The organism is Alteromonas sp. DY56-G5, assembly GCF_041414725.1.
GTDB lineage: Bacteria > Pseudomonadota > Gammaproteobacteria > Enterobacterales > Alteromonadaceae > Alteromonas > Alteromonas macleodii.
Map to the genome: position 1 here is coordinate 18,627 of NZ_JANHZQ010000039.1, position 25,482 is coordinate 44,108.

Genomic DNA, 25,482 nt, shown 5'->3' on the forward strand with positions numbered 1-25,482 from the left:
TCTTGACCTTTTAATGTTTGAAGTCATTTCCTCTCAATAAGGGTAATAATAATCATCGACGTCATAAGGATATATTTTATACTCCATTATCTCCGCGATGATGAGGAATAAGCGTTCAAACGCGTGGGCGCTAGTTCCGTCGATTGCCCCTAGTTCAGGCCCAAAAAGTTTTGAATAGTCAAATTTATTAACTATCTGTTTCATCATATTGAAGTTAAACCAAAACATCGTTCCGGCAATAAAGTTTTTGTTGTCGAAATCATAACTATTACCGAAAAGTTGACCAATGATCTCTTCCATAGTCTCTTTATTGTAGTGCAATGAGTCTTGGTCAAGTTGTTTTATGCTTGGGGTTGGACAAACGATACCTAACATTTCTTGCTGAAAATCTAGTTTCTTAATCAGCTCAATACAATCTTTGTTAGTAAGTGAAGCGTAAATCGATTGTTTCCATTCATCTCCGCGTTTTAGATGTTTTGATTTTTTTGAGTGAAGTTTTAGCGCTACTTCATATCCGTATTCTTCACATTCGCTAATTGCGCACAAAAAGGGGTAAACATCTCTGCCGCGATTAATGACTTCGAGTAATACTTTGGGCTTCAATGCTTCGGCAATCGATTCACGGAATTCACTAGAACGCCCACTAGGATAGGTCACGATTACGTCAAAATCATCATGTAACTTCGCACCATTAACAACTTCAGTCAGTTCACCAATCATATCTTCATAATAAATATGGACAAAAATTGCCTTACTCGATTCTGCTGGTAGTTTATGGATAACATTCACTACATTATTTTTGGCTACTGAATATTCGTTAATGGCAGATCTAATAGAGTTCAAATAGGCATAGCCATAACTCAAGTCTGGTTCTAAGTAGGTTCCCTCAGCCCATTCGTTCCATGCATTTACGAAAACGAAAGACGAAGAGCTCGGGTGATTTCTATCAGCCCAATTGTACGCATAATCAAACCAATCATGAAATTTCTGAGGTGTTGCATTGTGGAATACGTTACCTTTGCCGGGCTTTCTAGCACTGTTGTCCCAAGCAGTCATAACTGTTGGATAATATGCGTCAGCTTTATTATCACTTTCTAGCGAGGAGAGTCTATCTTTGCAAAAAGAGATAACGTCTGTGTAATTATAGACAAATCCGGTGAAGTCATCATTATGTAAAGATAAAGAGCTATTGATAACCCCAGCCTCAACATCATGGGGTGGAAATTCAACAACACCATCAAAGCCGAGTTTTTTGTAATTTTTGAAGCCAAAGGCATTTGTGCATAAAATGTGTAGCCCTTCAAAGCCTGCGATGACGGCCAGTTCCCTCCACCTCGTCAACATCAATTCAACGTCAGGTATGATTGCCGGGCGATAAACTACTATCAAAGGCTTACCATCAACCTTTATATATCTATCGTCAGCAAAGTATCTGTTCAAATCATTAAACACATCTTCGTTATCTTGCTCAGAATGCTCTTGTGCGATCAAAACATCATTCTCAGAGCCATCCCATCGACGAGTCCAGTTTTCATTAGCCCAACACAAACAAAATTCAATATCTAAATCTTTATTTTCTAAAAATAAATCCAGTGGCTTTTCCATCAACCTGGTACCGCCAAACCAATAATAATGGAAACAAAAACCATCAACACCATGGTCTTTTGCTAGGCTTATTTGTGCTTCAAATGTCTCTTTTAACCTCAAATCATAATAACCAAGCTCGCCAGGAAGCCTTGGTTGATAATGACCAGCGAACTGAGGTACCGCTTTTGCTACGTTGCGCCATTCTGTAAAACCTTTTCCCCACCATTCATCGTTTTGTCTGAAAGGATGGAATTGAGGTAAATACATGGCGATAGTTTTTACCGGACTGGTTTTGTTTAATGGCGTGTTGAATCGCGGGGAATACTCTGGTTTCCTGACATCAGCTCTATGGACTGCCATCATGTCTTTATAAACATCGCCTACGCCAGAAACCGTACCGGTTTTAAATAATTGGAATCCATGTTCCTTTCCATAAAATATGTAGTGGCTAATTGGTTCGATGCCATCATGATAACCATGCTGGGACATATAACTTTTAACACATATGCTTTTATTCGGATCTCGACCTTCTTTCCATCCATAATTGAAGTAATGAACAAATGGATCAATTAAGCTATCTCTAACGTCGCTATTCGCGTCTAAATAGTAACTCCGGTCAAATAAAAAATTTGCTAGTTTGTTGCCAGAAAGATAGTTCGCCAAGTTAGCGCTATTTCCGAGTTCTAGTAATTCGTCAAGTGAATGAGAAGTAGCTTCAGAAGTGCTATCACCGAGATTAGTGGGAGTAACTTCCCTCCCTTCTAAAAAACCAAAAGTGACAAAATGCCACAGCGGGCATAACCCAGAATCCGCTACGTCTTTATTTTGTTCTAAGTAAGAATTTGTACAGAACCTTGCGCTAGGGTCTCGACCTTCTTTCCAACCATAGCGAAGATAGTGATCTAAATAACTAATGTCTATGTCGTTCAGATCTTTATTATTTGTTCGATAATACTCTTCGTCAAAAAGAAAATTCAATAATGTGCTATCATTATTTTTCGAATTATATTGCTCTTCACTCATCCGCTTTCTTACCTCATTTTTCTCGGAAAAAGTTTTTCATTAAACCCTTGCATTCCCAGACTAGCTTAACTTCGATATAACTAAATTTACTTAGAAAATTATGCCTTTTTTATTTTCTTCACAGAATTTACTGGAAGTCAGAATGGACAATTGCGAACCCTCAACTACTCTGGCTCCAATCAACTCGCTACCTTGAGTAGTGTACCAGCTCTTTTGTGCGGCCCACTTTAAACACTTACCATTACCTCTTAACAGCAGTATTTTACTTTTAGGACTAACGGTTAAAAGAAATACCGCAGTAATAAGCGGGCCAGCGCCTAACCACCCCTCTGTTGTAGAGTTAATATCCTTCAGGGTATTGCTAGCTAAGTTATCTGGATCAGATAAAAGGTTTACCAACTTTTTAAAAAATGGGCAGCCAACACTACTGGCCATTAGACTATTTTGAAAGAACCCCCCATCACCAAGAATAAATGTAAATCTGAATTTATTTATAAGTTCAGGAACGCTCACTAGAAACTTGATGCCCCAGTCACTATAAATGCCGCCTTCAAGAGCTAACAGTTCGATTCTGAGAAGGTCGCATGCAAATGCAAATTTCTTATCAGTAATAAGTGACGAAATAATTTTACCAAGTGAGAAAGTATAACTTGCTTTATTAATATCAATAAAGGCGATATTAAATTCACTGAAGTATTCACTCAACTTAGTGGCTACCCAGTCGTTATTCACCCATATTTTATGCTCATAGTTTTTCGGAAAAGATGCATAAAAATCACGAGCTGATACTAGCACTCTGTCCAGCGGTAGTTTCGGGTCTGTTTCGGAAGTCAGCCACACTTTATGAGTAAGTGGTGGTAAATATCTGTCATTGCTAGAAAAAATACCATCTTGCAAGACCTTTTTACAGTTTTCTATATAAGCCTGAAAACAACGATTTTGCCCCTCAATTGTTAATAACGGACTAAACTCTTGAGCATCTCGCATAAAAGCGTGTAGCCCATTACTTGGTTTAAGGTACGCTTCTTCGCACTCTTCTAAATCTAACAATAGCTCTTTTAATGACATAACTTAAATAACCGAATGAAAATCTAAAAATGTTTAGGCCATAGCACACTGCACTTGGCGAAATGACGACACACTAGCTAATATCGTTTACCATATATAGCGGACAAAATTTTATCCATCTCAATTCTCACTAGGAGTTCATCCCCCTAAAAGCATTGAAAAATTTTACAACAAACATTTTTAAGCTATAAAATTGCAATTTGTATTAATGGTTCAACTTCTATTAAGACTATATTTGCGCTACGTGCGTTTTACTTTTCTTAATATCTAGCTGCAAATATTGTCTTCTACTATTTATATATTGCTCAATTCAAAACTTTAAACTTTTATTACAATCACTACAGTAAGGGCAAGTTTTCAAGTCGTCTTCCATAACCAATCCCAAACATCAGGTGTCTAATTACTTTAATAAAAAGAACGGTGGATCAATAACCTATATTTATTGAATCATAAATTCTCTTTAATATACACTATCGTAGATGGACAGCTTAGACTGAGTCAATCTGTGCGCTTTCTTAATAACTAAGTAGTAATTACACGTAAACTCCGAGGTTATTGTATCGCATGTCAAATCACAAAGCATCTTGTGAAGATTCAGTGTTTTCGACCGTAAGCTTTTGACCCCCATATGTAATTTGTAGGTTAGCTACGGCATGCTGTTCACACTGCCAGTAATAGTGCTTATGTAAACCTCCCCTAAAACAGCGGCATACCTTTTCAGAGTTCTTCGGCGTAAACTGAGCCAAGAATGGAGAACTCCTGACGAAAAAGTCCCGTTATACAGAGCCACAGATCGTAAAGGTTTTAAAAGAAATGGAAACAGGCAGACTAATCAAAGAAGTCTGCCGTGAATACGGTATTTCAGATGCCACCAGTCTAGTCTATCTCTTAGTTGAATTGGCTGCATAGTCATTGCTCCTTATCAAAAAGAACACCATGCCTTAGCTAATTTATAAATTGAATGTAGGGATTACCGGACGGATACCGTTAAGAAGTAGGCATATAAAAATCATATTGATTTGCAAATGGCTTAAAGAGCTCTTTATAAGGATCTACCCTTTTGTTACCCTTATCCCATTGCTCATAAATATCATTCAACTCTGCTGCTTTTTCTTTGTAATCTTGTATGAGGTTAATGCGCTCCTTTGGATCATCTTTAAGATTAAAAAGATACTTTCTTGCTACACCTGCTTGCAGATACTTCCAATCACCTTTTCTAATTGCTCTTTGCTCATAAAAGCGCCAAAAGATTGGGCGTTCAATCTACGTTTCTGTTTCTACCCCCTTAGTCATGAGAGGCATTAGCTCTTCCCCGTCGTAGCTTTCCAATTTTTCCGATGGCATCCCTGCCAAACTCAATGCTGTTTTGGCGATATCAAGGGTTACTACAGGGGTGTCAACTACTAACCCTGCTTGAAGTTTACCTTGCCAATAAGCTATAAATGGTACCTTTATTCCACCTTCGGTTAGCATTCCCTTTTCACCTGCAAGCGGAATGTTCAATGAACCATCCCACACTCCGTATCTCGTTAGCGGCTCGTCTTCCATCGTACGCCCTAATGGAGCCCCATCATCCCAGTTGTGTATCCAAGCTCTTTGAACGCATCTGCGATAGTAGGTACTTTTGTGTCTAACGGGCCATGTTTATTTTCATCGAAACCAAAAGTCTGCTGGTATTTTCCAGTCAACAGACCAGCGCGAGAGGGAGCACATTGAGGTGCAGTGACATAGCCGTTGGAAAATCGAACACCATTATTTGCAAGGAGATCAATATTAGGGGTATGAATATCAGAAACTTGATTTTGACTTCCTAAATCTGCGTATCCATGGTCATCAGTAAAAATTATAATAACATTAGGCTGTTTGGATTCAGTGTCTTTTTCACCTATAGAAACCAACGAGCTTTCACTTTGCCCGCCACACCCAAACAACATCACCGCCATAAACAGACTAATTAATTTAGTTTTCATGTTCGTATTCCTTTACTTTGAATAATTTGACGTTTGTGTAATAGCACCTAAACGAAGTGCTTCATCAACGCTTTAGCTGCATTCGCTGTCGTATTACTTTTAGTTAACCCACGCTGTCTTAGTCGCTTTTCTTCTCTAGCATTAGCATCCCCTAAGTAGAATTGTACTAGTTCTTCTAAGTCGCTTTTGGAAGTATAACAAACACCTTCATAGTTCTTTATGGCATCTTTGTTTTTATCACTTATAACAAAAGCTCCGCTGTGAATATGATCCATATACTTATGACTAACTGCACCAATATCATTCATACTTTGATGATGATCTACCAAGCAAATTTTCGATGCCAAAGCTAGGTCTGAAAACTGGTTATATTCAATGGTTTTCGCCACTACATAATTTTTAGCAGAAGGGTTACCTGAGTAGCGCTCCCAACCAGGGCCGTAAAGATGAAAAGTAAGATTATGCTTCTCTACTATAGGTAAAATATCTTCTACTATTGGTCTAATACGTGGGGAGCCAATAAAACTAAGGTCACACTGCGGTAAGTTTGCTTTGCCTTCTTTTTTAGTCAGAGATGAAAAAGGGGGTAAAATTTCTAACTTTCTTTTTGAATCCAAAAATGTATTTTTTTTAAACCAGCGTGACGCACTTTTCCTTTGTTGGAGGAAAAAGCTTAGCACTAGATTGCTAGGAGCGAAAACCTTATTGAAACCTTGAAAATTGTCTACTTTTTCGAAGTGCGAATAGATTATAGCTAGGTTATTCGCTTCTTTATCGAAATGTCTAACGTCCTCATAATAATTTCTTACAGGTGGACTTAATAAGTATATTCGGTTTCGGGCGTTTTTTTTGTAAACACATCCTAGCTTTTCAAGCTCATGTTTAGTATTCACAAATACTCTATAGTCGTACCACAACACATTCTTGTGCGGAGAGGCAATGGAGAACTCGTACATTCGCGTTCCTTTATATTCCTTAAAATACTGCTTTTAGTCGTACGATATAAAATTACGGATTACTTTATATTCGTCTTTCAAATAATGTTTAAAGTCATCTTTGTCAATAACACTATTTGAGGCGATAACATTCAGCTTTTTGTTCGCTAACTCAACGTTCATCAAGTTACTCAGCGTTTTAATGTCTTTGCTAAAATTCTCAGTAACACCAACGAAAGCAAAGTCATCAATGGAAACCTTATCAAAGTAGTTTTGATAAGGCCGGTTCATGTGTCTAAATTCAGAACGCTTTAAGAAGTAATCTAGTATTTCATGATCAGGTTTGTGAATTCGTTCACCAAACTTTTCTTTCAACAGCACAAACTCTTTTTTGTGTTGTTGAACTCTAACCAAGTGTTTTAGCACTGACCATGCTCTAGCCACGGGGTCCCTAACCCAAACAATTCGTTGAGCGCTTGGGAAATACTCCAGCTGTTTAGGGTGGGGCTGGTAATGACCGTGTATTAATCTTGTACCTTTGGGCAAATCTAATGAATTACCACTAGCAAATTGCTTCACCAATACTGGGTTATACAAATTGTATATTTGGCGACGCCCAAGCGCTTCGTCATAGCATGCTTTTAAAGATGTTCCCGCTGTTTTAGGAATATGGTGGGAAAGCCATAGAACTTCCGATGCACTAACTAAATTACTTAAACGCGGTCTAAATTTTTTAAATGTACTAAGAATCTTCATTATGGTTACGAACGCTTCTCAGCCATATCAACTATACGCTTATGCATATCTAGAATTTGGGGCCCCTTTGGATGTAGCTCTTTGGCCCTGTTAATGTAGGCCAGTGCAACTTTTAAATCTATATTAGAGAAATAAGAAGCCATTTCTCTCAACACCACCGGTCTACCAATAGAGGCGATAAACTTATCATTACCAAACTTCTTCACTAATTCACTATAAATAACATCATTAGTGAATTGAAAAGCTCTTACAGCTTTCGCAGCATCGTTATCATCTATCTCTGAGATAGCTTTAATGCAGTTTTGGTAACGCTGTTTTATGAACTTCTGTGCTTTGTCTATTTCTTTCGATAAAGAAGTCTCTATTAAGAAGTTTGCGTAGCTTTGGTGATAATTTTGATAGGCTTTTCCGTCTAAGGAAAAAGTGGTGTCTTCACCCATGCATCTGTTATATCCAGAGCGATTTGTTTTGATTTGAGATTGTTTACTTGAAGGTCTACCTCTATTCAGTAGCGAAACATATTCCATAGGTGAACGAAACATTCTATGAATGATCATCACTTCTCTATCATAAGAAAGTGATTCATTAAGCTGCTCGTGTTGCCCCTCATTGGGTTTGTAATCTTTCCCATCAACTAAAAGCATTTTCGCTCTAGATATGATCGGTAAGTGCAGTAGAACTTTTTGTACTTTGTCAGACACTTTAAACGCTGTTTTAACTAGCTTATGTCTTCTTCCAACTATATCCTTTGCTAAAGGGCTAAATGCTTCTGGTCTACCTAGTTCGTTAATCCATTGAAAAGATACCGAGTCAGGGCATTTAAGTTTAGAAATCACGCTATTGATGTCGGTAGCTAAGTCTTTGGGCATCCAAAATTCATCAATATCTAAATACATTAGATAGTCAAAATTTTTACTTTGTTTTTCTTTATCAAGCGCCAGCGCATAAGTGATTTCCTGAATTTTACCACCTACCTCTGCCGAACAAAGGTCAACCCAGTCGGCCGTAAAATAATTCACTTGTGGATATTTTTCAGAGATTTTATGTAATATTTCTAACGAATTATCGCTTGTTCGATTTATATATATATCAATAGCATCGAACCCTAAAAACAAGTGATGATGTACCCATTCGGCAAGATATGCCCCTTCATCCTTTGCCACAGCAACAATTTTAGTTTTTATTTGGTTTTTCTTCGATTTAAATAAATTGATCATAAAAAAGCTTGTAACTGCTTAGCTAACGTTTCGAACAAAGTAGAAGCATTCTTGTCTACCAACCACTTTTGACTGCTAATATTAAATGAATGGCTTAACGGGTTTTCTTCATAGTTTAAAAGACAAGACGCAAATTCACTCTTTAATATGTTTTCGCTTCGCTGGTCAATAAAGTATCTATCAGCGTTTACGTAAACAGCATCGCTTTCTATTATTTTTAATAGCTCTCCCAACACTTGCTGATCTAAGCGCTCTCTGTGTTCATTGAACGCTAACCTTACCGTAACGCCAGTCAATCCCGAAGTTTTCGCAAAATAACAATTAAATGCTCTAAGAAGCTCTGATTCGGCGAACCGCATCGATTTGTTACTGGCGTTTTTATCTTTTAATGGAACATTAAGTGTAGATGCGTTTGATAAACCCACTTTTTTGCAAAACAAATCTAATAAATTGTCAGCTTTTGCTGCTGCATCATAGTCTATAATTGAGATATTTGGCTTTCCAAACACTCTTGCTAGCATATTAAGCTTCACATCAGGTGACAACATTCCACTTGTTGCTGGTCTTGCTATATGTGGAAAGTGATACTCAAAAAACGTATCTTGCCCACCATGTTTTACATACTCTTGCCAAATTGAAAACAATTTTTTATTAGTACGTCGCCACGCGTATATAACTTCGATATCGAAGTTTGCTAGCCTTTCTTTTAAATATAAAAAATGTTCTTCGCTAAGAGATATCAGGTCTTCACTTGAAAGAAGCACGTTTTTTCCCGTGTGCTCTAAAAAAGCCACATCTTCGTCGGAAAGACGTTTTTCTAAAAGCTTATCTCTGAAAAGATGATGCCCAAATATGCGAAAAAAACGCTTTGGATAGAAGAGACCTTGTTGAAGCAATATGCCTTGATTGTCGAGCATAGTCTTTTGTATTAGTGTAGTCCCCGTTTTATGAGGGCCAACATGTAAAAATAACTTCATTATTTATTCACCGAAAAAAGGGTATCTTCCGAAATGAGAAATTTGTTTTCCCCATTTAATGATATTTTGTTCACTAGAAAAGTCTGGGCGCATCAAGTTGGCAACTTGCCACTTATCTATTGGGTTTAATATGTGCATATTCTGCAAACCAAAATCACCACATATTTGCGCGTCGGAACGAACATTGTCACCTACATGTACAAAGCTTTTTTTATCAGCGTCTACTAAAGACTTAATATGTTCCCACATGGTTCCAGCGTCTTTTCTTTTTCCTAAGTCTGAGCTTACAAAAAGCTGATACGGAACAGAAATGCCAATAACTTTTAACATTTGAACTATTTGTGCTTGCGTATAATAAATGTCGGTTACAAACCAAATTTCCTTTCCTAACGAATGCAACTCTTGAACTACTTTAACCATTTCGTCCTTAGGGAGTGCCATTAGTAAATCATGCTCAAATTCTCTTTCGGCCCACGCTTTACTAGTTTCTGTGGGTATCTCTACTGCTTGACTTAATTTTTCATAGGCTTCGAATATTGAAACGTCTCCTTTGAAACCTTTTTGCAAACGGCACTGATATTCAGCGTCGTTTCTAGCTTTTATAAAGATTTCTTCGTTTTCGAAATACCCTGCCTTTACTAATTCTTTAGCAAGTTTTAGTTTAGCGTAATCTGGTTCTGTGTAACGTCTACGCAAAACAGTATCGAAGACGTCAAAAGAAACAATGTCAAACCCCCTTAAATCATTTAGAAGATTCTCAGGCGGCTTATAATAACTAGAACTAATGTAGCTCTTATCTTTAGTGAACTTGCCATGTGGTGGATAATAGAAAAATTGGCTGAATCCCTCTTTTTCGGCCAACAAGCCTATTGTACGCTCGAGAGCATGCAACCAACTTCCATCATTCGGTAAGGGTTCTTCAGGAAAGTCTAAATATATATAAGACCTATCTAACATCGGCTTTAATGCTTTGGGGCGAGCCCAGAACATTCCACCTACAGGGTAGTTAATAAAGTTATCGGTTAAATCAATGCCCCATTGATCAACAAATTCGCTGGCAAACGCCTTATTACATGTCCAATGGTTTACCCAAGGCGGCATCATCCAAAATGAGGTTGGGTAGTAGACACCCAGATCAGAGTGTTCGTCAAACAGGCGTAATAAAGATTTAACTACATGTTTATCTTTCAACATAAAGTGGTTCAAATAATCAAACCACTGTGTCTGTTCCCTGCCGCTGTATAAAGATTTTTTTGAGTGCATATGGCACATCAAATCATAGTTGAGCAAATCTTTACTGAAGTTAACGAGAAACGGTCCAAAGTTTCGTCCCCTATTTTCCGCTATCTCTACTTTGACATTTTTTACATTGTTAATGCTGTTAAAGGACTTTAGAGAACGCTGCTTTATAGATGCTGAAGAAGCAGTGACAAATACATCTATATCTGTAGGAAACTGTTTCAATGTATTTGCAAACTTGGCAACGAAATCTTCATAGAATATATGAAGAACGACGGCAATTTTTTGATTTCGCCAAGACGCAGTATCTTTAGCAATTAAAACTTCACTTGGTAACCAAGTATCACAAACATCAAATTTTGATCTACCCTCTTTTTTACCATGATACATATAATGTAGGAGAGGATTTTTTAGCCCTAAATATAGGTCCATGTTTGCTCTTAAATACCTTTCAGTATCGAAATGTGCGGATGGATTAACGTTGCAAGATGTCGATTTGTCTAAGTAATCTTTGAAAGCTGCAAGTTCGTGCGGAAAAGAACCATAATGTTCTTCATACCAAGTTAAATTGAAGAGCCCTTCTTTTTTCGCTTTATTAAAAGCTTTAGCCGTTCTCGGTCTAGCTAATAATTCTAACGATTGCTGTACGCGTCGAATTAGACGTTTAAGTTTAGATAACATTTTAAAGACCAAAGAAATTCAAAGGGTGTAAATCAGAATGACCCGATATAGCATCATCAAGCACGAATAAAGGCCAAGAGGCTCTAGGTAAAAGGTTACGTTGGGTTACATATTTTTCGTACAACTCTTCTATTTCATCTACCGAATAGCTAAAACCATGTTTTTTAGCGTCAGAAACACAGGCAAGTGCGCCCATAAAAACATGTTCTAATTTTTCGAAGTTTTCTTGTGTATAGTTGCGCTTGCCGTAGCAAAAAGAATAAGAACCTGCTTCACTTCCTTTGATAATATCTACAAATTGTCCATTTGGAGATGTTAGCAATGCCTCCAAAAACATAGATCTATCTAACATTAGATAACCTTCTCCCAATTTAACATTTGTATTGAATACATGGTCAATAGAGTAAGGAGTCGTGTTGATATAACCGGTCTTCGAAGACGTCGTAATCATGTATATTCCATTAACCTGACTAGAAGTGATTAATGTTAATAGCTTTTGAATTGTGCCGGAATAGCCTACATCTAATACGAGAGGATGAGAGCCTTTGTTAAGGAAACCGATACTACTAAGGTAACTTAGATAGGCTTGCTTACTTTCACTGATTATAGAGGATATTAACGTGAGATTTGACTTTAAAACGCGACATATTTCATTGGTATCTTTAGGTAAGGACACCAATTTGTTGCTATCTTCATCCCTTAGAATTTGCTCTGCTTCAAGTGCGGTAAAAGCGTACCTAGACCGTAAAAATTCGGCCAAGGTTCCGGTAAAATTATGACCTACACTTAAAGGCCAAGATTCTTCAATATCAAGAGAAATTCTAAATAGAAAGGTACGCGATGCTAATAAATAAGTAGAATTATAGGATGAAGCATCTGAATATAATTCAAACGCTCTTTTAAGCGCATAACCTTCTCGTGCAAGATGGAAAACTGAAACAGGTTGATCGTAAGTGTTGAGTTTTTTATATACTTCAGCTACGTATTTACTAAGTATAGGGCCTAAGAAATTATACCCAAATTCCCTTAGGGAAATACTTTCTAACATGGTAGTTAAATCTCTACATGTGGGTGAATTCTACTTGCAGTTATGTAGATATAATGCAATACAGCTTTAATGATAACATTCTTTGTAATATTACGTCTTGTTGAGATTATAACAACATCACAAATTATTAAGCCAAGTATGACTTCCCTTTTGTGAATGTTTGCAAGGAATGCTGTACAAAAAAAAGGGCCTGAGTTTTCACTCAGGCCCTTTTTCTAATCGAGTATTAATTACTCTTCAGTTGCTTCTACTGCTTCTTCTTCAGCTTCTACAACTGGACGGTCAACTAGCTCAACATATGCCATTGGGGCATTGTCGCCAGCACGGAAACCGCATTTAAGAATGCGAGTGTAACCGCCTGGACGAGCTTCGTAACGAGGACCAAGCTCGTTGAATAGTTTACCTACAACCTCTTTGTCACCAGTGCGGGCAAAAGCTAGACGGCGGTTTGCAACGCTATCTTCTTTAGCCATAGTGATTAGAGGCTCGATTACGCGACGTAATTCTTTCGCTTTTGGTAACGTAGTTTTGATCACTTCGTGCTTGACCAAAGAACCGGCCATGTTTTTGAACATAGCTTGACGATGGCTGCTGTTGCGATTCAACTGACGACCACTCTTACGATGGCGCATAGTTTTATCCTTCTCTACAAATCAGTTTGATAAAAACCTGATTAATCTTTTTCAGCGATGCTCTCTGGCGGCCAGTTTTCTAGGCGCATACCTAGAGAAAGACCACGAGATGCTAGAACATCTTTGATTTCAGTTAGCGATTTCTTACCAAGGTTTGGCGTTTTAAGTAGCTCAACCTCAGTGCGCTGTACCAGGTCACCAATGTACTGGATAGCTTCTGCTTTCAAACAGTTTGCAGAACGTACTGTCAGCTCTAGGTCATCTACTGGACGAAGCAGAATCGGATCGAATTCTGGCTTCTCTTCTTTCGCTTCTGGCTCAGACACATCACGTAGGTCTACGAATGCATCTAGCTGTTCAGCTAGGATAGTAGCAGAACGGCGGATCGCTTCTTCAGGATCCAAAGTACCGTTCGTCTCCATGTCGATGATTAGTTTGTCTAGGTCTGTGCGTTGTTCAACACGAGCAGACTCTACACTGTAAGCAATACGTTCAACTGGGCTGTATGAAGCGTCAACTAACAAACGACCAATTGGACGATCATCTTCTTCAGAGGAGCGACGGGTAGAAGCTGGTACATAACCGCGACCCATTTCTACTTTAATGCGCATGCTGATTTCAGCTTCGCCAGTTAAAGTACAAATAACGTGGTCAGGGTTTGTAATTTCTACGTCGCCATCATGCTGAATATCACCAGCAACAACAGGGCCAGCGCCAGATTTCACTAGAGTTAGGGTTGCCTCAGTTTTACCTTCAAGGCGAACCGCTAAACCTTTAAGATTTAGCAAGATTTCAATTACGTCTTCCTGAACACCTTCTTTGGTGCTGTACTCGTGAAGAACGCCGTCAATTTCTACCTCGGTAACTGCACATCCTGGCATAGATGACAGTAAAATACGACGTAGGGCGTTACCTAGAGTATGGCCAAAGCCGCGCTCTAGTGGTTCCAAAGTTACTTTGGCACGAGTAGGAGAAACGTTTTCGATCTCAACTAATCTCGGTTTTAGGAATTCAGTCACAGAACCCACAATGCTTCCTCTTTAGTTAGCTTTACTTAGAGTAAAGTTCGACGATCAACTGTTCGTTAATTTCCGCAGACAGGTCAGTTCTTTCAGGAACGCGCTTGAAAGTGCCTTCCATTTTGCTGCTGTCTACTTCAATCCAGGTTGGCTTCTCACGTTGGTCAGCCAGTTCCAAAGCAGCAACGATACGCGCTTGCTTCTTAGCCTTTTCACGAACAGAAACCACGTCTTCGGCAGAAACGTTAAACGATGGGATGTTCACAACTTGACCATTTACCATGATCGCCTTGTGGCTAACTAGCTGACGTGCTTCTGCACGAGTGCTAGCGAAACCCATACGGTAAACTACGTTATCAAGACGCTGTTCTAAAAGCTGTAGCAAGTTTTCACCTGTGTTGCCTTTTAGACGTGCAGCTTCTTTATAGTAGTTGCGGAATTGCTTTTCCAGAACGCCGTACATACGACGAACTTTTTGTTTTTCACGCAGCTGAACACCGTAGTCAGACAGACGGCCACGACGGGCACCGTGCTGACCAGGCGCTGTATCGATTTTACATTTAGAATCGATTGCGCGAACGCCGCTTTTTAGGAACAGGTCTGTTCCTTCGCGACGGCTAAGTTTGAGTTTTGGACCCAAATATCTTGCCATGATCTTTCTCCAACTGTCCGTCGATTAAACGCGACGTTTTTTCGGTGGACGACAACCGTTGTGAGGAATAGGGGTCACATCGGTAATGTTTGTGATCTTATAACCTGTAGCGTTAAGAGCACGGATCGCAGACTCACGGCCTGGACCTGGACCTTTAACGAAAACTTCAAGGTTCTTAAGACCGTATTCTTGTGCAGCAACACCTGCACGCTCAGCAGCTACCTGTGCAGCAAATGGGGTAGATTTACGTGAACCACGGAAACCTGAACCACCAGATGTCGCCCATGCTAGTGCATTGCCTGAACGGTCTGTAATAGTCACAATTGTGTTGTTGAAAGACGCATGGATATGAGCCATACCGTCTGCAACCTGACGTTTAGCGCGCTTACGCGTGCTACGAGCTGGTGCTTTAGCCATAACTTACTCCCCGTTTACTTCTTAATTGGCTTACGAGGACCTTTACGGGTACGCGCATTAGTTTTAGTGCGCTGACCACGTAGAGGCAAGCTACGACGGTGGCGAATACCACGGAAGCAACCCAGGTCCATCAAACGTTTGATGCTCATAGAGACTTCACGGCGTAGGTCACCTTCAACGGTGAATTTAGCCACTTCGTCACGAAGCTTATCAATAGTAGCTTCGTCTAGCTCTTTGATTTTTGTATTTTCTGCAACACCAGCACCCGCACAAATGCTTTTCGCACGTGTGGGACCAACGCCATAGATCGCTTGGATAGCGATTACAGCATGCTTGTGCTCAGGAATGTTAATGCCAGCGATACGGGCCATTAACAGCACTCCTCTTGTTTATTTGTCGACGACCTAAAAAGCCCGATAGGATACTTACCCGTCGACTAAATTGCAAATTAAGGTTCAAAATACTTTAAAACAAAACTAGCAGAACCAGACAAGTACTATCTAGGTTCTGCTTACTTAGCTTTGCGAATATCTTGTTCCGCTTAGATTAGCCCTGACGCTGCTTATGCTTTGGGTCAGAACTGCAAATTACACGCACAACACCGTTGCGCTTGATAACTTTACAGTTACGGCAAATCTTTTTTACTGATGCACGAACTTTCATTACATCTTTCCCCTTTCTATCAATATTAAGGGGCTAACTTATCGGCCGTAGCCTTTAAGGTTAGCTTTCTTCAGCACAGACTCATATTGACTAGACATCAAATGTGTCTGTACTTGTGCCATAAAGTCCATGATAACTACTACGATAATGAGAAGCGACGTACCACCGAAGTAGAACGGCACATTCCAAGCAATTAGCATGAATTCAGGCACTAAACAAATAAAGGTTATGTACAGTGCGCCAGCCAGTGTAAGGCGAGTCATTACCTTGTCAATGTATCGTGACGTTTGCTCACCCGGGCGGATGCCTGGGATGAACGCACCAGATTTCTTCAAGTTATCTGCTGTATCACGCGGGTTGAAAACCAACGCCGTGTAGAAGAAGCAGAAGAAGATAATCGCAGCTGCATATAACATCACGTACAGCGGTTGACCAGGAGATAGCATAAGCGCTACATCTTGCAACCACGCTGTTGATTCATTCTGTCCGAACCATCCTGCGATGGTACCCGGGAACAGAATAATGCTAGAAGCAAAGATTGGTGGAATTACACCAGCAATGTTGACTTTCAGCGGTAAATGGGTGCTTTGCGCAGCAAAAACCTGACGGCCTTGCTGACGTTTTGCGTAGTTTACCACAATTCTGCGCTGTCCGCGCTCTACAAATACAACTAGGTATGTAAGAGCGATAACAATCACGCCAATCAACAGTAGGAACAACAAGTTAATGTCGCCCTGCCTTGCTTGTTCCGCAGTCTGACCTATCGCTGTTGGCAGACCGGCAACAATACCAGCAAAAATCAATATAGAGATACCGTTACCAATACCTCGTTCGGTAATTTGCTCACCCAACCACATAAGGAACATAGTTCCTGTGACTAGACTCACCACTGCCGTAAAGTAGAATCCGAAGCCAGGGTTTATCACCAATCCATTAATCAGGTTAGGCAAACCAGTCGAAATTCCAATTGATTGGAAGATAGCCAATACAAGCGTTAGATAACGCGTGTACTGACTAATTTTACGACGGCCTGCTTCGCCTTCTTTTTTAAGCTCCACCATCGGTGGGTGAACCACCGAGAGCAACTGCATGATAATGGATGCAGTAATGTATGGCATAATGCCCAAAGCCAGAACGGATGCACGCTCAAGCGCACCACCAGAGAACATGTTAAACATTTCTACAATGGTGCCTTTTTGTTGCTCGAACAAGTCAGCAAGTACAGCTGGATCGATGCCAGGGATAGGAACGTAAGAACCTAGTCTGAATACAACAATCGCACCAAGTACGAACAACAATCTTGCCTTAAGCTCACTCAAGCCGCTTTTAGCGCCTGAATCCAATCCTGGTTTAGCCATCTAGCTTATTCCTCTACTTTACCGCCAGCAGCTTCAATCGCTTCTTTAGCGCCTTTAGTAACCTTTAACCCGCTTACTGTAACAGCGCGTGAAACTTCACCGCTCTTAACAACTTTAACGAACTGGATTTCTTTCTTAACGATACCAGCTGCTTTTAAAGTCTCAAGAGACGCAGTATCACCATCAACCTTCGCGATTTCAGCAAGAGTTACTTGATCAGTAACAAAGCTCTTGCGTGAAGTGAAACCGAACTTAGGAAGACGACGCTGGATAGGCATCTGACCACCTTCGAATCCTGGCTTAACGCGGCCACCTGAACGGCTTTTTTGACCTTTGTGACCGTGGCCACTCGTTTTACCAAGACCTGAGCCGATACCACGACCAGAACGCTTACCAGTAGGCTTTGAACCTTCGGCTGGAGAAATTGTATTTAAACGCATGTATTACTCCTCCACTATCTCAACCATGTAATATACACGGTTGATCATGCCACGAACGGCTGGGGTATCTTCCAGTTCACGAACATGGTTGATTTTACGAAGGCCTAAACCTTTAAGCGTAGCTTTGTGCTTTGGCAGACGGCCAATTGCACTTTTAGTTTGCTTTACTTTAATCGTTGCCATGTCTGATTACCCCAAAATTTCTTCTACAGACAATCCACGCTTCGCAGCAACTTTCGCCGGGCTGTTCATTTCTGTCAGCGCGTTGATTGTTGCACGTACAACGTTGATTGGGTTTGTAGAGCCGTAACATTTTGAAAGTACGTTTTGTACACCAGCTACTTCAAGTACTGCACGCATCGCACCACCGGCAATAATACCGGTACCTTCAGATGCTGGCTGCATGTAAACTTTAGAGCCAGAGTGACGACCTTTAATCGGGTGCTGTAACGTGTGACCGTTAAGGTCTACGTCAACCATGTTGCGACGTGCCTTTTCCATTGCTTTTTGGATTGCAGCAGGTACTTCACGTGCCTTACCGTAACCAAAACCAACGCGACCGTTACCGTCACCCACTACTGTCAATGCAGTGAAACTAAAGATACGACCACCTTTAACCACTTTAGATACGCGGTTTACGGCGATCAATTTCTCTAGAAATTCACCATTTTGAACGTCTTGTTTAGCCATTATAAACTCCTAGAACTGAAGACCAGCTTCGCGAGCTGCATCAGCTAATGCTTTAACGCGACCGTGGTATTGGAAACCACTGCGATCGAAAGCCACTGTTTTAATGCCTTTCTCAAGCGCGCGCTCTGCGATTGCTTTACCGACTACCGTCGCTGCTTCAGCGTTACCTGTAGACTTAAGATCTTTTGCAAGATCTTTCTCAACAGTTGAAGCCGCTGCCAACACTTCAGAACCGCATGGAGCGATTAGCTGAGCGTAGATGTGGCGAGGTGTACGGTTAACTACCAAGCGATGCGCGGCCAGTTCACGAATTTTTGCTCGTGCGCGAGTAGCGCGACGAATGCGAGCTGTTTTCTTATCCATCGTATCACCCACCTACTTTTTCTTAGCTTCTTTACGACGTACGTGTTCGTCAGCGTAACGTACACCTTTACCTTTGTAAGGCTCTGGTGGACGGTAACCACGAATGTTCGCCGCAACCTGACCAACCACCTGCTTATCGGCGCCTTTAACGACGATTTCAGTTTGGCTAGGAGTTTCAACCGTAATGCCTTCAGGCATTTCGTATGCTACAGGGTGAGAGAAACCTAGTGTAAGGTTTAGTTTGTTACCTTGTGCTTGTGCACGGTAACCAACACCTAACAACTGAAGTTTTTTCTCAAAACCTTCTGAAACACCTTGAACCATTGCGTTAAGGATAGAGCGCGCAGTACCAGCCTGTGCCCAACCGTCAACAAAGCCTTCACGTGGAAGTGCTTTAAGTTGGTTCTCTTCCTGTGCAACTTCTACAGCGTCGTTGAAAACGCGGGTCAAAGTGCCTTTACTACCTTTAACAGTAACTTCTTGACCAGAGATAGAAACTTCTACACCTGATACAACGTCTACTGGGGCTTTTGCTATACGTGACATTTCAACTCCTCCGTTATGCTACATAACCGATGATCTCACCGCCCATGCCAGCGTTACGCGCTGCACGGTCAGTCATCACACCTTTAGAAGTCGACACGATAGCTACGCCTAAACCACCCATAACCTTTGGAAGCTCATCTTTTTTCTTATAGATGCGCAGACCAGGACGGCTTACACGTTCGATAGTGTCAATTACTTGCTTGCCTTCGAAGTACTTAAGCGTAACTTCTAAAACAGGCTTAACGTCACCAGAAGCAGCGAAGTCAGTAATATAACCTTCAGCTTTCAATACTTCACAGATTGCAACGCGAAGTTTTGAAGAAGGCATAGTTACAGAAACTTTCTGTGCCATCTGGCCGTTACGGATGCGGGTAAACATATCCGCGATAGGATCTTGCATGCTCATTATCAGCTACTCCTTACCAGCTGGCTTTCTTAAGGCCAGGGACTTCACCGCGCATCGCTGCTTCGCGAAGCTTAATACGGCTAAGACCGAATTTGCGTAGGTAACCATGTGGACGACCAGTTACACGGCAACGGTTACGTTGACGTGAAGAACTAGAGTCACGTGGCAGTTGTTGTAGCTTCAGAACAGCGTCCCAACGCTCTTCTTCAGAAACGTTAACATCGCTGATAATCGCTTTAAGTGCGGCGCGCTTCTCAGCATACTTAGCTACTAGCTTAGTACGCTTAGCTTCGCGTGCCTTCATTGATTCTTTTGCCATAACCCTACACCCCTACTTTTTGAATGGGAAGTTAAACGCGTCCAGCAGAGCACGTGCTTCGTCATTTGTATTCGCACTGGTAGTGATAGTGATATCCATACCGCGAACCTTATCCACTTTATCGAAATCGATTTCAGGGAAAATGATTTGCTCACGCACGCCCATGCTGTAGTTACCACGTCCGTCGAATGATTTAGGATTCAAACCACGGAAGTCGCGAACTCGTGGGATAGCGATTGAAATCAAACGCTCTAGGAATTCCCACATACGCTCGCCGCGTAGGGTTACTTTACAGCCAATCGGATAACCTTCACGGATTTTAAAACCCGCTACTGATTTTCTAGCAACTGTAACAACAGGCTTCTGACCGGCGATAGCCGTCATGTCAGCTTGAGCATTCTCAAGTACCTTTTTGTCAGCAACTGCTTCACCTAAACCCATGTTTAGAGTGATTTTTTCAATCCGAGGGACTTGCATGACGCTTTTGTATCCGAACTGCTTAGCAAGTTCAGCTACTACTGTTTCTTTATAGAAATCATGCAGTTTCGCCATCGTACTCTCCAATATAATTAAACAAGTTCGCCGTTAGACTTGAAGAAACGTACTTTCTTCTCATCTTCGAAACGGAAACCAACGCGATCTGCTTTGCCCGTTGCCGGGTTAACAATCGCAACATTAGAAACGTGAATAGAAGCTTCTTTCTCAACGATGCCACCAGCTACGCCCAGTTGTGGGTTTGGCTTAGTGTGCTTCTTAACGAGATTAACGCCTTCTACAATTACACGGTTATCAGCAATAAGCACTTTAAGGACTTTGCCTTGTTTGCCTTTGTCTTTACCCGCTAATACGACTACTTCATCATCACGACGAATTTTATTAGCCATTATCGTGACTCCTTATAGTACCTCTGGGGCCAATGAGATGATTTTCATGAAGTTTTCACTTCTCAACTCACGGGTAACCGGGCCAAAGATACGCGTACCAATTGGTTGCTTGTTAGCATTAAGCATAACAGCCGCGTTACCGTCAAAACGAATGGTAGAACCATCTGCACGACGAACGCCTTTTCTAGTACGCACCACCACTGCATTCAGTACGTCACCTTTTTTAACTTTACCGCGAGGAATTGCTTCCTTAACAGTAACTTTGATGATGTCACCGATACCTGCATAACGGCGATGCGAGCCACCAAGAACCTTAATACACTGAACCCTGCGAGCGCCGCTGTTGTCTGCAACGTCCAGGTTAGTTTGCATTTGGATCATGTTAGTGCTCCGCTCTTAAAATTAAGACTCTCCCGAGTCGTTAGTGCTGCTAAAAACAACTGGATGTCGTTGCTTTTATGTACATACCCCCATAAAAAGGGCGCGAAATAATAACAGAAAACTTTTCGAAGTGATAGCGGTAAATTGAATTATTTTTAAACTATGTGGGCAATAAAAAAGCCCCGACTAAAAGCCGGGGCTGATAACCACGTCATAGGTTATCAAGCAGGATCTTTTAGGCGATTTTCATTGCTAACAAGCTGCTTACTCAAATGCTTATAAATACATTCTTTCAACCGACTTACACCAACAGGCTTTGATATGAAGTCGTCCATGCCCGATTTCAAGCATTTTTCTTTGTCGCCGGTTAGCGCATTTGCGGTTAATGCAACTATTGGGATATCCCGTGCCTTGTCTCCCATTGACCTAATGAGCTTCGTCGCCTCTAATCCATCCATTACAGGCATATGGCAGTCCATCAAAATGATAGCGTAGGGTGACTTTCCCTTTATTGAGCCTTTAACTTTTTCTACTGCCTCTTCACCGTTTTCGGCTAAATCGGCTGCAATACCTATCTCTTTTAGTTGCTCTTTAATGACAAGCTGATTTATTTCATTGTCTTCAACAATTAGTGCTTTAAACGCGCTCAGTTCCTGTTTAGACGGGATATAAACAGCATTATGGCCACATGCTTTTTCGGCTACGGTGCCTGCGTTAGCATCGTCTAGCATGAGGGTTACGATAAATCGCGCCCCCACGCCTAAATCGCTACACACCTCAATTTTACCACCGTAATGTTTCACGATTTGACTGACTATAGACAAGCCTAAGCCTGTGCCACCGTACCTTCGCTGCGTCGAGTTTTCTGCCTGAACGAACGGCGAGAAAATGAGCTTTTGCTGTTGCTCGCTAATTCCGATCCCTGAATCAGTCACGATTAATTTTACTCTGAACCGCCCTTTTCCGTATCGGGTGCTTTTAGTTTCAACCGTTACCTTCCCCTCTTTTGTGAATTTAATGGCGTTATTCAATAGGTTAATCAGAATTTGCCCAATTCTTAGTTTGTCAGCTATGAAGGTTTTGCCCTCAACCCCCTTTGTGCTTACTGAAAGTTCAATACCTTTCTCGTGAGCTAGCCGCGTGAACATCGGCACTTGCTCTTCTATGGTGTCAGCAAGGTTGGTGGGCGATTCTTCAAACGACATGTTGCCAGAGTCGATTTTAGAAAAATCCAATATATCATTCACGATGTTGAGTAATGAATCTGCACTTTTCATAGCAATAGAGGCATGTTCTAGCTGGGTAGAATTTAGCGAGGAACTAATAAGTGCCTCAAGCATGCCCTGAACCCCATGAATTGGTGTTCTTATTTCATGGCTCATATTCGCAAGGAACTCACTTCGTGCTTTCAAGGCGCTTTCTGCCATATCCGTTTTTTGCTGCAGCATTGCCTTGTCCATGTGAAGCTGCGTAATATCAACTGTAGCACCAATTACCTTAACGCAACGGTCATTTTCCATGACCGGATGAGCGCGGCTTTGTAACCAACGAGTTTCTCCCGCATCGGTGCGAACTTCAAGTTCATAGGAAAAGTCTTCGCCGGTTTTCATCATCTGATTGAACTGGGCGACGTATTTATTCCGCTGGTCTTCATCAACCACGAATTTGATCACGTCTTCTGGCTTTACTACTTTTTCACCATGCACATGCAGCATTCGCTTCAGTGCACCAGACCAAATCAATGCTCCGGTATCAATATTTAATTCCCATGTACCTACACCGGCAAGGTTAGTCACTTGGTGTAATAACGAGTTTCTCTCTTCTAATATCGCTTTTTGCGCATTGAGATTACTTATCGCTTGTTGACGCTCTAATTCGTTGCCTATCCACGAAGCAAGCAAAAGTAAATAATCCATCTCTAAGGGCGTAAAGGGTGTGTCCCGTGGACCGAGAGATGAGAAGTTTACTGTACCGAAAAATTCACCATGTACTCGCACTGGTGAAGCGAGATAACTCTTTAATGTGTATTTTTCAAAACACGGATGCGAGGCACCTGGCGCAGTATCTATATTGTGATAAGCCACAACAGCATCGCTGTTCACCACGTCTGCACAGTAAGTATCTGGTAATGCGAAGGTCGTATTTAATGGTATGTCGTTGTCGGGCGTAATAACGCTAAGCACACGATAATTATCGCCTCGAATGTTACTTACAATCCCTGTTTCCAACCCGAGTATTTCCGTTCCTATGCTTAGCAAGCTCTCGAGTTTTTTATCAAATGAAAGCGCTTTGTCATTTGATATGGTTTGTAGATCTTTAATGATACTCATGAGGATTTACGCCCTCCCGGACAGCAAGTAAAAAGGCCAACGTTTTTTGCGTTGACCTTTTAAACTTACGTGAATTACACGCAGATGAAAGTTTTCACCCTTATCAATTAGTATAATAAATGTACTAACCGATTAATAAAGCACGTTAATTTCATATCCCGTTGGCGTATCCGCTGGCTCAACAGTAACTATATAGTTTTCTTCCTCTGTAAAACCAAACAGCGCGGTTCTATCAAGCAGCACCTGCTCCTCGTTGTCATCTTCGTATACGGCAATCACTTCATAGTAGTCTGACGGCAGCACTTCACTGGTACTTTCAGCAAATTCAAGATTCTGTATATCGTACTCAGCAGTATCAATGGTTTCGTCATTTCTTACCAAGTAGAAGTCTACGTCATCAAAGTCGCTAACTAGGTTGATGAAGTTTACTGTCTTATCGTAGGCCTGAGGCAAACCACTTTCTACAAAGGTTGCTGCGCCTAATTTATTGTTGGTGTTGTAGATGAGAATAGCCTTACTCTCACCCTGATTAAGTGTAATTAGCTTGTTGCTCAATGACGTTACTGTACCTGATGGGTCGGTTACGGTAACGCGATAATCGCCATAGCGGATAGTGCTAAACTCAGACAACTCGCCTGCCGCGAGTGTAAAACTGACGTCCTCTTCATCAGTGTTTCCACCAAAGGTAACCTGAAGCTCTGCATCTAGATTCGTAGAATTGTAAATACGATACTGTGAATCTGCTTCTACATCTGTAAGCGCCGTTACTGATGAAGAGTTAAGAATAGTGTCTACAACTAGCCCTTCTTGAATGGCGCCACTGACATCGCGCAGTGTCATCAGATACTCAGTTTCGTATACAAAATCGATGGTTTGCGATTCAAAGACAACATCGTCACTTCCTGGTTCGGTCAAATAAATCGTGTACTCGCCCTCATCGAAGTATTCACTGTCATCATCTGCATCCCAGAAGTCAAATTCAATCATGTCGCCCGTTGTAACCGTGCCAAGGAAGTTGGCTGCTTCAAACGGGTCGCCAGACTCACTCATGTAGAAATCATAAGAAGATTCATCTACTGCTACCGACAAAGCGAATAGGCGGAAATGATCTTCCAATGTTTCGCGCTTATAAGAATAGGTGGTAAAAACAGGGTTACTAAAGTCACCACTCATAACAACAATGGTCTTATAACCGGTTTTTAAGTTAACGGTAATCTCGTCAATAAGTACTTCTTGGTCGTCTGAATCAGTTCGAATGAACTCGAGTTCTAATTCTCCATCATCCATAGAGTACATTGACGTAGTATCACCAAATTGAGCAGAGCCAAAGCTATCGCCATCAACTTCACGCATTTCTACATTGGCACCGTTAGGCGAAGCGTTGTAAAACTGAATGTAAGCATACGAATAATCTGAGCTACTGCTGCCTGAGCCACCACAAGCGGTAAGCCCAAGCAGTGCAATAAGCCCAATTGCCACTGCTTGGAACCATGTTCCACGAAGCAAAGATTGAGAGGTCAATTGCATAAATTGAATGTCCTTTGAAGTTGTTCTTGGTTGGATAAAGCCTGCGTTAAAGCAAATAGGCACATGTAGAGAGTGCTGATCTTGGCACGCACAATACAGCGATATGGCTATGTGAATAGGGCTTAGTTCGCAGCTTTACGTCAACTTTGCAAAGCTGACCTTTCTTTATGGAAACTTGACATTCAAGCTTCGAAAAATGCTGGCAAAAGGCATAGGTGTGCGAATAAACGTAAGCAAACCGAGCACAAAACTGAAACAAAAAAAGCCTGCATAAGCAGGCTCAGACTGTTGAAAAAGCCCTAGACGAAAGTCTGGGGCTTTGATCTAATAGGCATAGTGAAATTCGGAGTGTTC

General features: G+C 41.2%; 29 protein-coding genes and 1 pseudogene. 1 reads left to right on the forward strand and 29 read right to left on the reverse strand.

Annotated elements, in window-relative coordinates:
* Window positions 1-33: 33 nt before the first annotated feature.
* Both NO989_RS16790 and NO989_RS16795 read right to left on the reverse strand, forming a co-directional pair.
* A complete protein-coding gene (locus NO989_RS16790) occupies window positions 34-2,610 on the reverse strand; it encodes a glycoside hydrolase family 99-like domain-containing protein (RefSeq protein WP_371342922.1) in 2,577 nt (858 codons plus the stop codon).
* A 90-nt stretch (window positions 2,611-2,700) separates the two neighbouring features.
* Window positions 2,701-3,678 carry a hypothetical protein gene (locus NO989_RS16795; protein WP_371342923.1) on the reverse strand — a complete coding sequence of 326 codons (978 nt, stop codon included), beginning with the start codon at window positions 3,676-3,678 and terminating at the stop codon, window positions 2,701-2,703.
* Window positions 3,679-4,437: 759 nt separating this feature from the next.
* Here NO989_RS16795 and NO989_RS16800 point away from each other — a divergent pair.
* Window positions 4,438-4,551, forward strand: a pseudogene (locus NO989_RS16800) (transposase); the annotation flags it as partial.
* A 390-nt stretch (window positions 4,552-4,941) separates the two neighbouring features.
* Here NO989_RS16800 and NO989_RS16805 read toward each other — a convergent pair.
* The 27 genes from NO989_RS16805 to NO989_RS16935 all read right to left on the reverse strand — a co-directional run bounded on the left by NO989_RS16805 (window position 4,942) and on the right by NO989_RS16935 (window position 25,128).
* Window positions 4,942-5,226 carry a hypothetical protein gene (locus NO989_RS16805; RefSeq protein WP_371342924.1) on the reverse strand — a complete coding sequence of 95 codons (285 nt, stop codon included), beginning with the start codon at window positions 5,224-5,226 and terminating at the stop codon, window positions 4,942-4,944.
* A gap of 8 nt (window positions 5,227-5,234) precedes the next feature.
* Window positions 5,235-5,648 (reverse strand): sulfatase, encoded by a 414-nt coding sequence (locus NO989_RS16810; protein ID WP_371342925.1) that lies wholly within the window; start codon window positions 5,646-5,648, stop codon window positions 5,235-5,237.
* A 47-nt stretch (window positions 5,649-5,695) separates the two neighbouring features.
* On the reverse strand, window positions 5,696-6,541 hold the full coding sequence (locus NO989_RS16815) for a hypothetical protein (RefSeq protein WP_371342926.1): 846 nt from the start codon (window positions 6,539-6,541) through the stop codon (window positions 5,696-5,698).
* A 96-nt stretch (window positions 6,542-6,637) separates the two neighbouring features.
* On the reverse strand, window positions 6,638-7,339 hold the full coding sequence (locus NO989_RS16820; RefSeq protein ID WP_371342927.1) for a hypothetical protein: 702 nt from the start codon (window positions 7,337-7,339) through the stop codon (window positions 6,638-6,640).
* 5 nt (window positions 7,340-7,344) lie between these two features.
* Complete coding sequence (locus NO989_RS16825) at window positions 7,345-8,556, reverse strand: glycosyltransferase family 2 protein (RefSeq protein WP_371342928.1); 1,212 nt, start codon at window positions 8,554-8,556, stop codon at window positions 7,345-7,347.
* Complete coding sequence (locus tag NO989_RS16830) at window positions 8,553-9,533, reverse strand: hypothetical protein (RefSeq protein ID WP_371342929.1); 981 nt, start codon at window positions 9,531-9,533, stop codon at window positions 8,553-8,555. Before NO989_RS16830 ends, NO989_RS16825 begins: the two co-directional genes overlap by 4 nt.
* Window positions 9,534-9,536: 3 nt before the next feature.
* Window positions 9,537-11,453, reverse strand: a complete 1,917-nt coding sequence (locus NO989_RS16835) for a rhamnan synthesis F family protein (protein WP_371342930.1) — start codon at window positions 11,451-11,453, stop codon at window positions 9,537-9,539.
* Window position 11,454: 1 nt separating this feature from the next.
* On the reverse strand, window positions 11,455-12,501 hold the full coding sequence (locus NO989_RS16840; RefSeq protein WP_371342931.1) for an HAD family hydrolase: 1,047 nt from the start codon (window positions 12,499-12,501) through the stop codon (window positions 11,455-11,457).
* Window positions 12,502-12,731: 230 nt separating this feature from the next.
* A complete protein-coding gene (gene rplQ, locus NO989_RS16845) occupies window positions 12,732-13,133 on the reverse strand; it encodes a 50S ribosomal protein L17 (RefSeq protein ID WP_012519212.1) in 402 nt (133 codons plus the stop codon).
* 41 nt (window positions 13,134-13,174) lie between these two features.
* The gene (rpoA, locus tag NO989_RS16850) at window positions 13,175-14,164 is read right to left on the reverse strand and encodes a DNA-directed RNA polymerase subunit alpha (protein WP_039226687.1); all 990 of its coding nucleotides are present in this window, start codon (window positions 14,162-14,164) and stop codon (window positions 13,175-13,177) included.
* A 19-nt stretch (window positions 14,165-14,183) separates the two neighbouring features.
* Window positions 14,184-14,804, reverse strand: a complete 621-nt coding sequence (gene rpsD, locus NO989_RS16855; RefSeq protein WP_012519214.1) for a 30S ribosomal protein S4 — start codon at window positions 14,802-14,804, stop codon at window positions 14,184-14,186.
* 24 nt (window positions 14,805-14,828) lie between these two features.
* Window positions 14,829-15,221: a 30S ribosomal protein S11 gene (rpsK, locus tag NO989_RS16860; RefSeq protein ID WP_012519215.1), complete on the reverse strand. Its 393-nt coding sequence runs from the start codon at window positions 15,219-15,221 to the stop codon at window positions 14,829-14,831.
* Between the two features lie 14 nt (window positions 15,222-15,235).
* Window positions 15,236-15,592: a 30S ribosomal protein S13 gene (gene rpsM / locus NO989_RS16865; RefSeq protein ID WP_012519216.1), complete on the reverse strand. Its 357-nt coding sequence runs from the start codon at window positions 15,590-15,592 to the stop codon at window positions 15,236-15,238.
* A 175-nt stretch (window positions 15,593-15,767) separates the two neighbouring features.
* Window positions 15,768-15,884, reverse strand: a complete 117-nt coding sequence (gene rpmJ / locus NO989_RS16870; protein WP_012519217.1) for a 50S ribosomal protein L36 — start codon at window positions 15,882-15,884, stop codon at window positions 15,768-15,770.
* Window positions 15,885-15,922: 38 nt separating this feature from the next.
* Window positions 15,923-17,242, reverse strand: a complete 1,320-nt coding sequence (gene secY, locus NO989_RS16875) for a preprotein translocase subunit SecY (protein WP_014977524.1) — start codon at window positions 17,240-17,242, stop codon at window positions 15,923-15,925.
* 5 nt (window positions 17,243-17,247) lie between these two features.
* Window positions 17,248-17,682 carry a 50S ribosomal protein L15 gene (gene rplO, locus NO989_RS16880; protein ID WP_014950906.1) on the reverse strand — a complete coding sequence of 145 codons (435 nt, stop codon included), beginning with the start codon at window positions 17,680-17,682 and terminating at the stop codon, window positions 17,248-17,250.
* A 3-nt stretch (window positions 17,683-17,685) separates the two neighbouring features.
* Complete coding sequence (rpmD, locus tag NO989_RS16885) at window positions 17,686-17,865, reverse strand: 50S ribosomal protein L30 (RefSeq protein WP_014950907.1); 180 nt, start codon at window positions 17,863-17,865, stop codon at window positions 17,686-17,688.
* A gap of 6 nt (window positions 17,866-17,871) precedes the next feature.
* The gene (gene rpsE, locus NO989_RS16890) at window positions 17,872-18,372 is read right to left on the reverse strand and encodes a 30S ribosomal protein S5 (protein WP_012519221.1); all 501 of its coding nucleotides are present in this window, start codon (window positions 18,370-18,372) and stop codon (window positions 17,872-17,874) included.
* A 9-nt stretch (window positions 18,373-18,381) separates the two neighbouring features.
* The gene (gene rplR, locus NO989_RS16895) at window positions 18,382-18,735 is read right to left on the reverse strand and encodes a 50S ribosomal protein L18 (RefSeq protein WP_014950908.1); all 354 of its coding nucleotides are present in this window, start codon (window positions 18,733-18,735) and stop codon (window positions 18,382-18,384) included.
* Window positions 18,736-18,747: 12 nt separating this feature from the next.
* A complete protein-coding gene (gene rplF / locus NO989_RS16900; RefSeq protein ID WP_014950909.1) occupies window positions 18,748-19,281 on the reverse strand; it encodes a 50S ribosomal protein L6 in 534 nt (177 codons plus the stop codon).
* Window positions 19,282-19,294: 13 nt separating this feature from the next.
* Window positions 19,295-19,687, reverse strand: coding sequence for a 30S ribosomal protein S8 (gene rpsH, locus NO989_RS16905; protein ID WP_012519224.1), 393 nt, complete (start codon window positions 19,685-19,687; stop codon window positions 19,295-19,297).
* A 13-nt stretch (window positions 19,688-19,700) separates the two neighbouring features.
* Complete coding sequence (gene rpsN / locus NO989_RS16910) at window positions 19,701-20,006, reverse strand: 30S ribosomal protein S14 (protein ID WP_012519225.1); 306 nt, start codon at window positions 20,004-20,006, stop codon at window positions 19,701-19,703.
* A 12-nt stretch (window positions 20,007-20,018) separates the two neighbouring features.
* Window positions 20,019-20,558: a 50S ribosomal protein L5 gene (gene rplE, locus NO989_RS16915; RefSeq protein ID WP_012519226.1), complete on the reverse strand. Its 540-nt coding sequence runs from the start codon at window positions 20,556-20,558 to the stop codon at window positions 20,019-20,021.
* Window positions 20,559-20,575: 17 nt separating this feature from the next.
* On the reverse strand, window positions 20,576-20,890 hold the full coding sequence (gene rplX / locus NO989_RS16920) for a 50S ribosomal protein L24 (RefSeq protein ID WP_014950912.1): 315 nt from the start codon (window positions 20,888-20,890) through the stop codon (window positions 20,576-20,578).
* A 12-nt stretch (window positions 20,891-20,902) separates the two neighbouring features.
* A complete protein-coding gene (gene rplN / locus NO989_RS16925; protein WP_012519228.1) occupies window positions 20,903-21,271 on the reverse strand; it encodes a 50S ribosomal protein L14 in 369 nt (122 codons plus the stop codon).
* Between the two features lie 221 nt (window positions 21,272-21,492).
* The gene (locus NO989_RS16930) at window positions 21,493-23,601 is read right to left on the reverse strand and encodes an ATP-binding protein (protein ID WP_371342932.1); all 2,109 of its coding nucleotides are present in this window, start codon (window positions 23,599-23,601) and stop codon (window positions 21,493-21,495) included.
* 132 nt (window positions 23,602-23,733) lie between these two features.
* Window positions 23,734-25,128: a DUF4397 domain-containing protein gene (locus tag NO989_RS16935; RefSeq protein ID WP_371342933.1), complete on the reverse strand. Its 1,395-nt coding sequence runs from the start codon at window positions 25,126-25,128 to the stop codon at window positions 23,734-23,736.
* Window positions 25,129-25,482 lie beyond the last annotated feature (354 nt).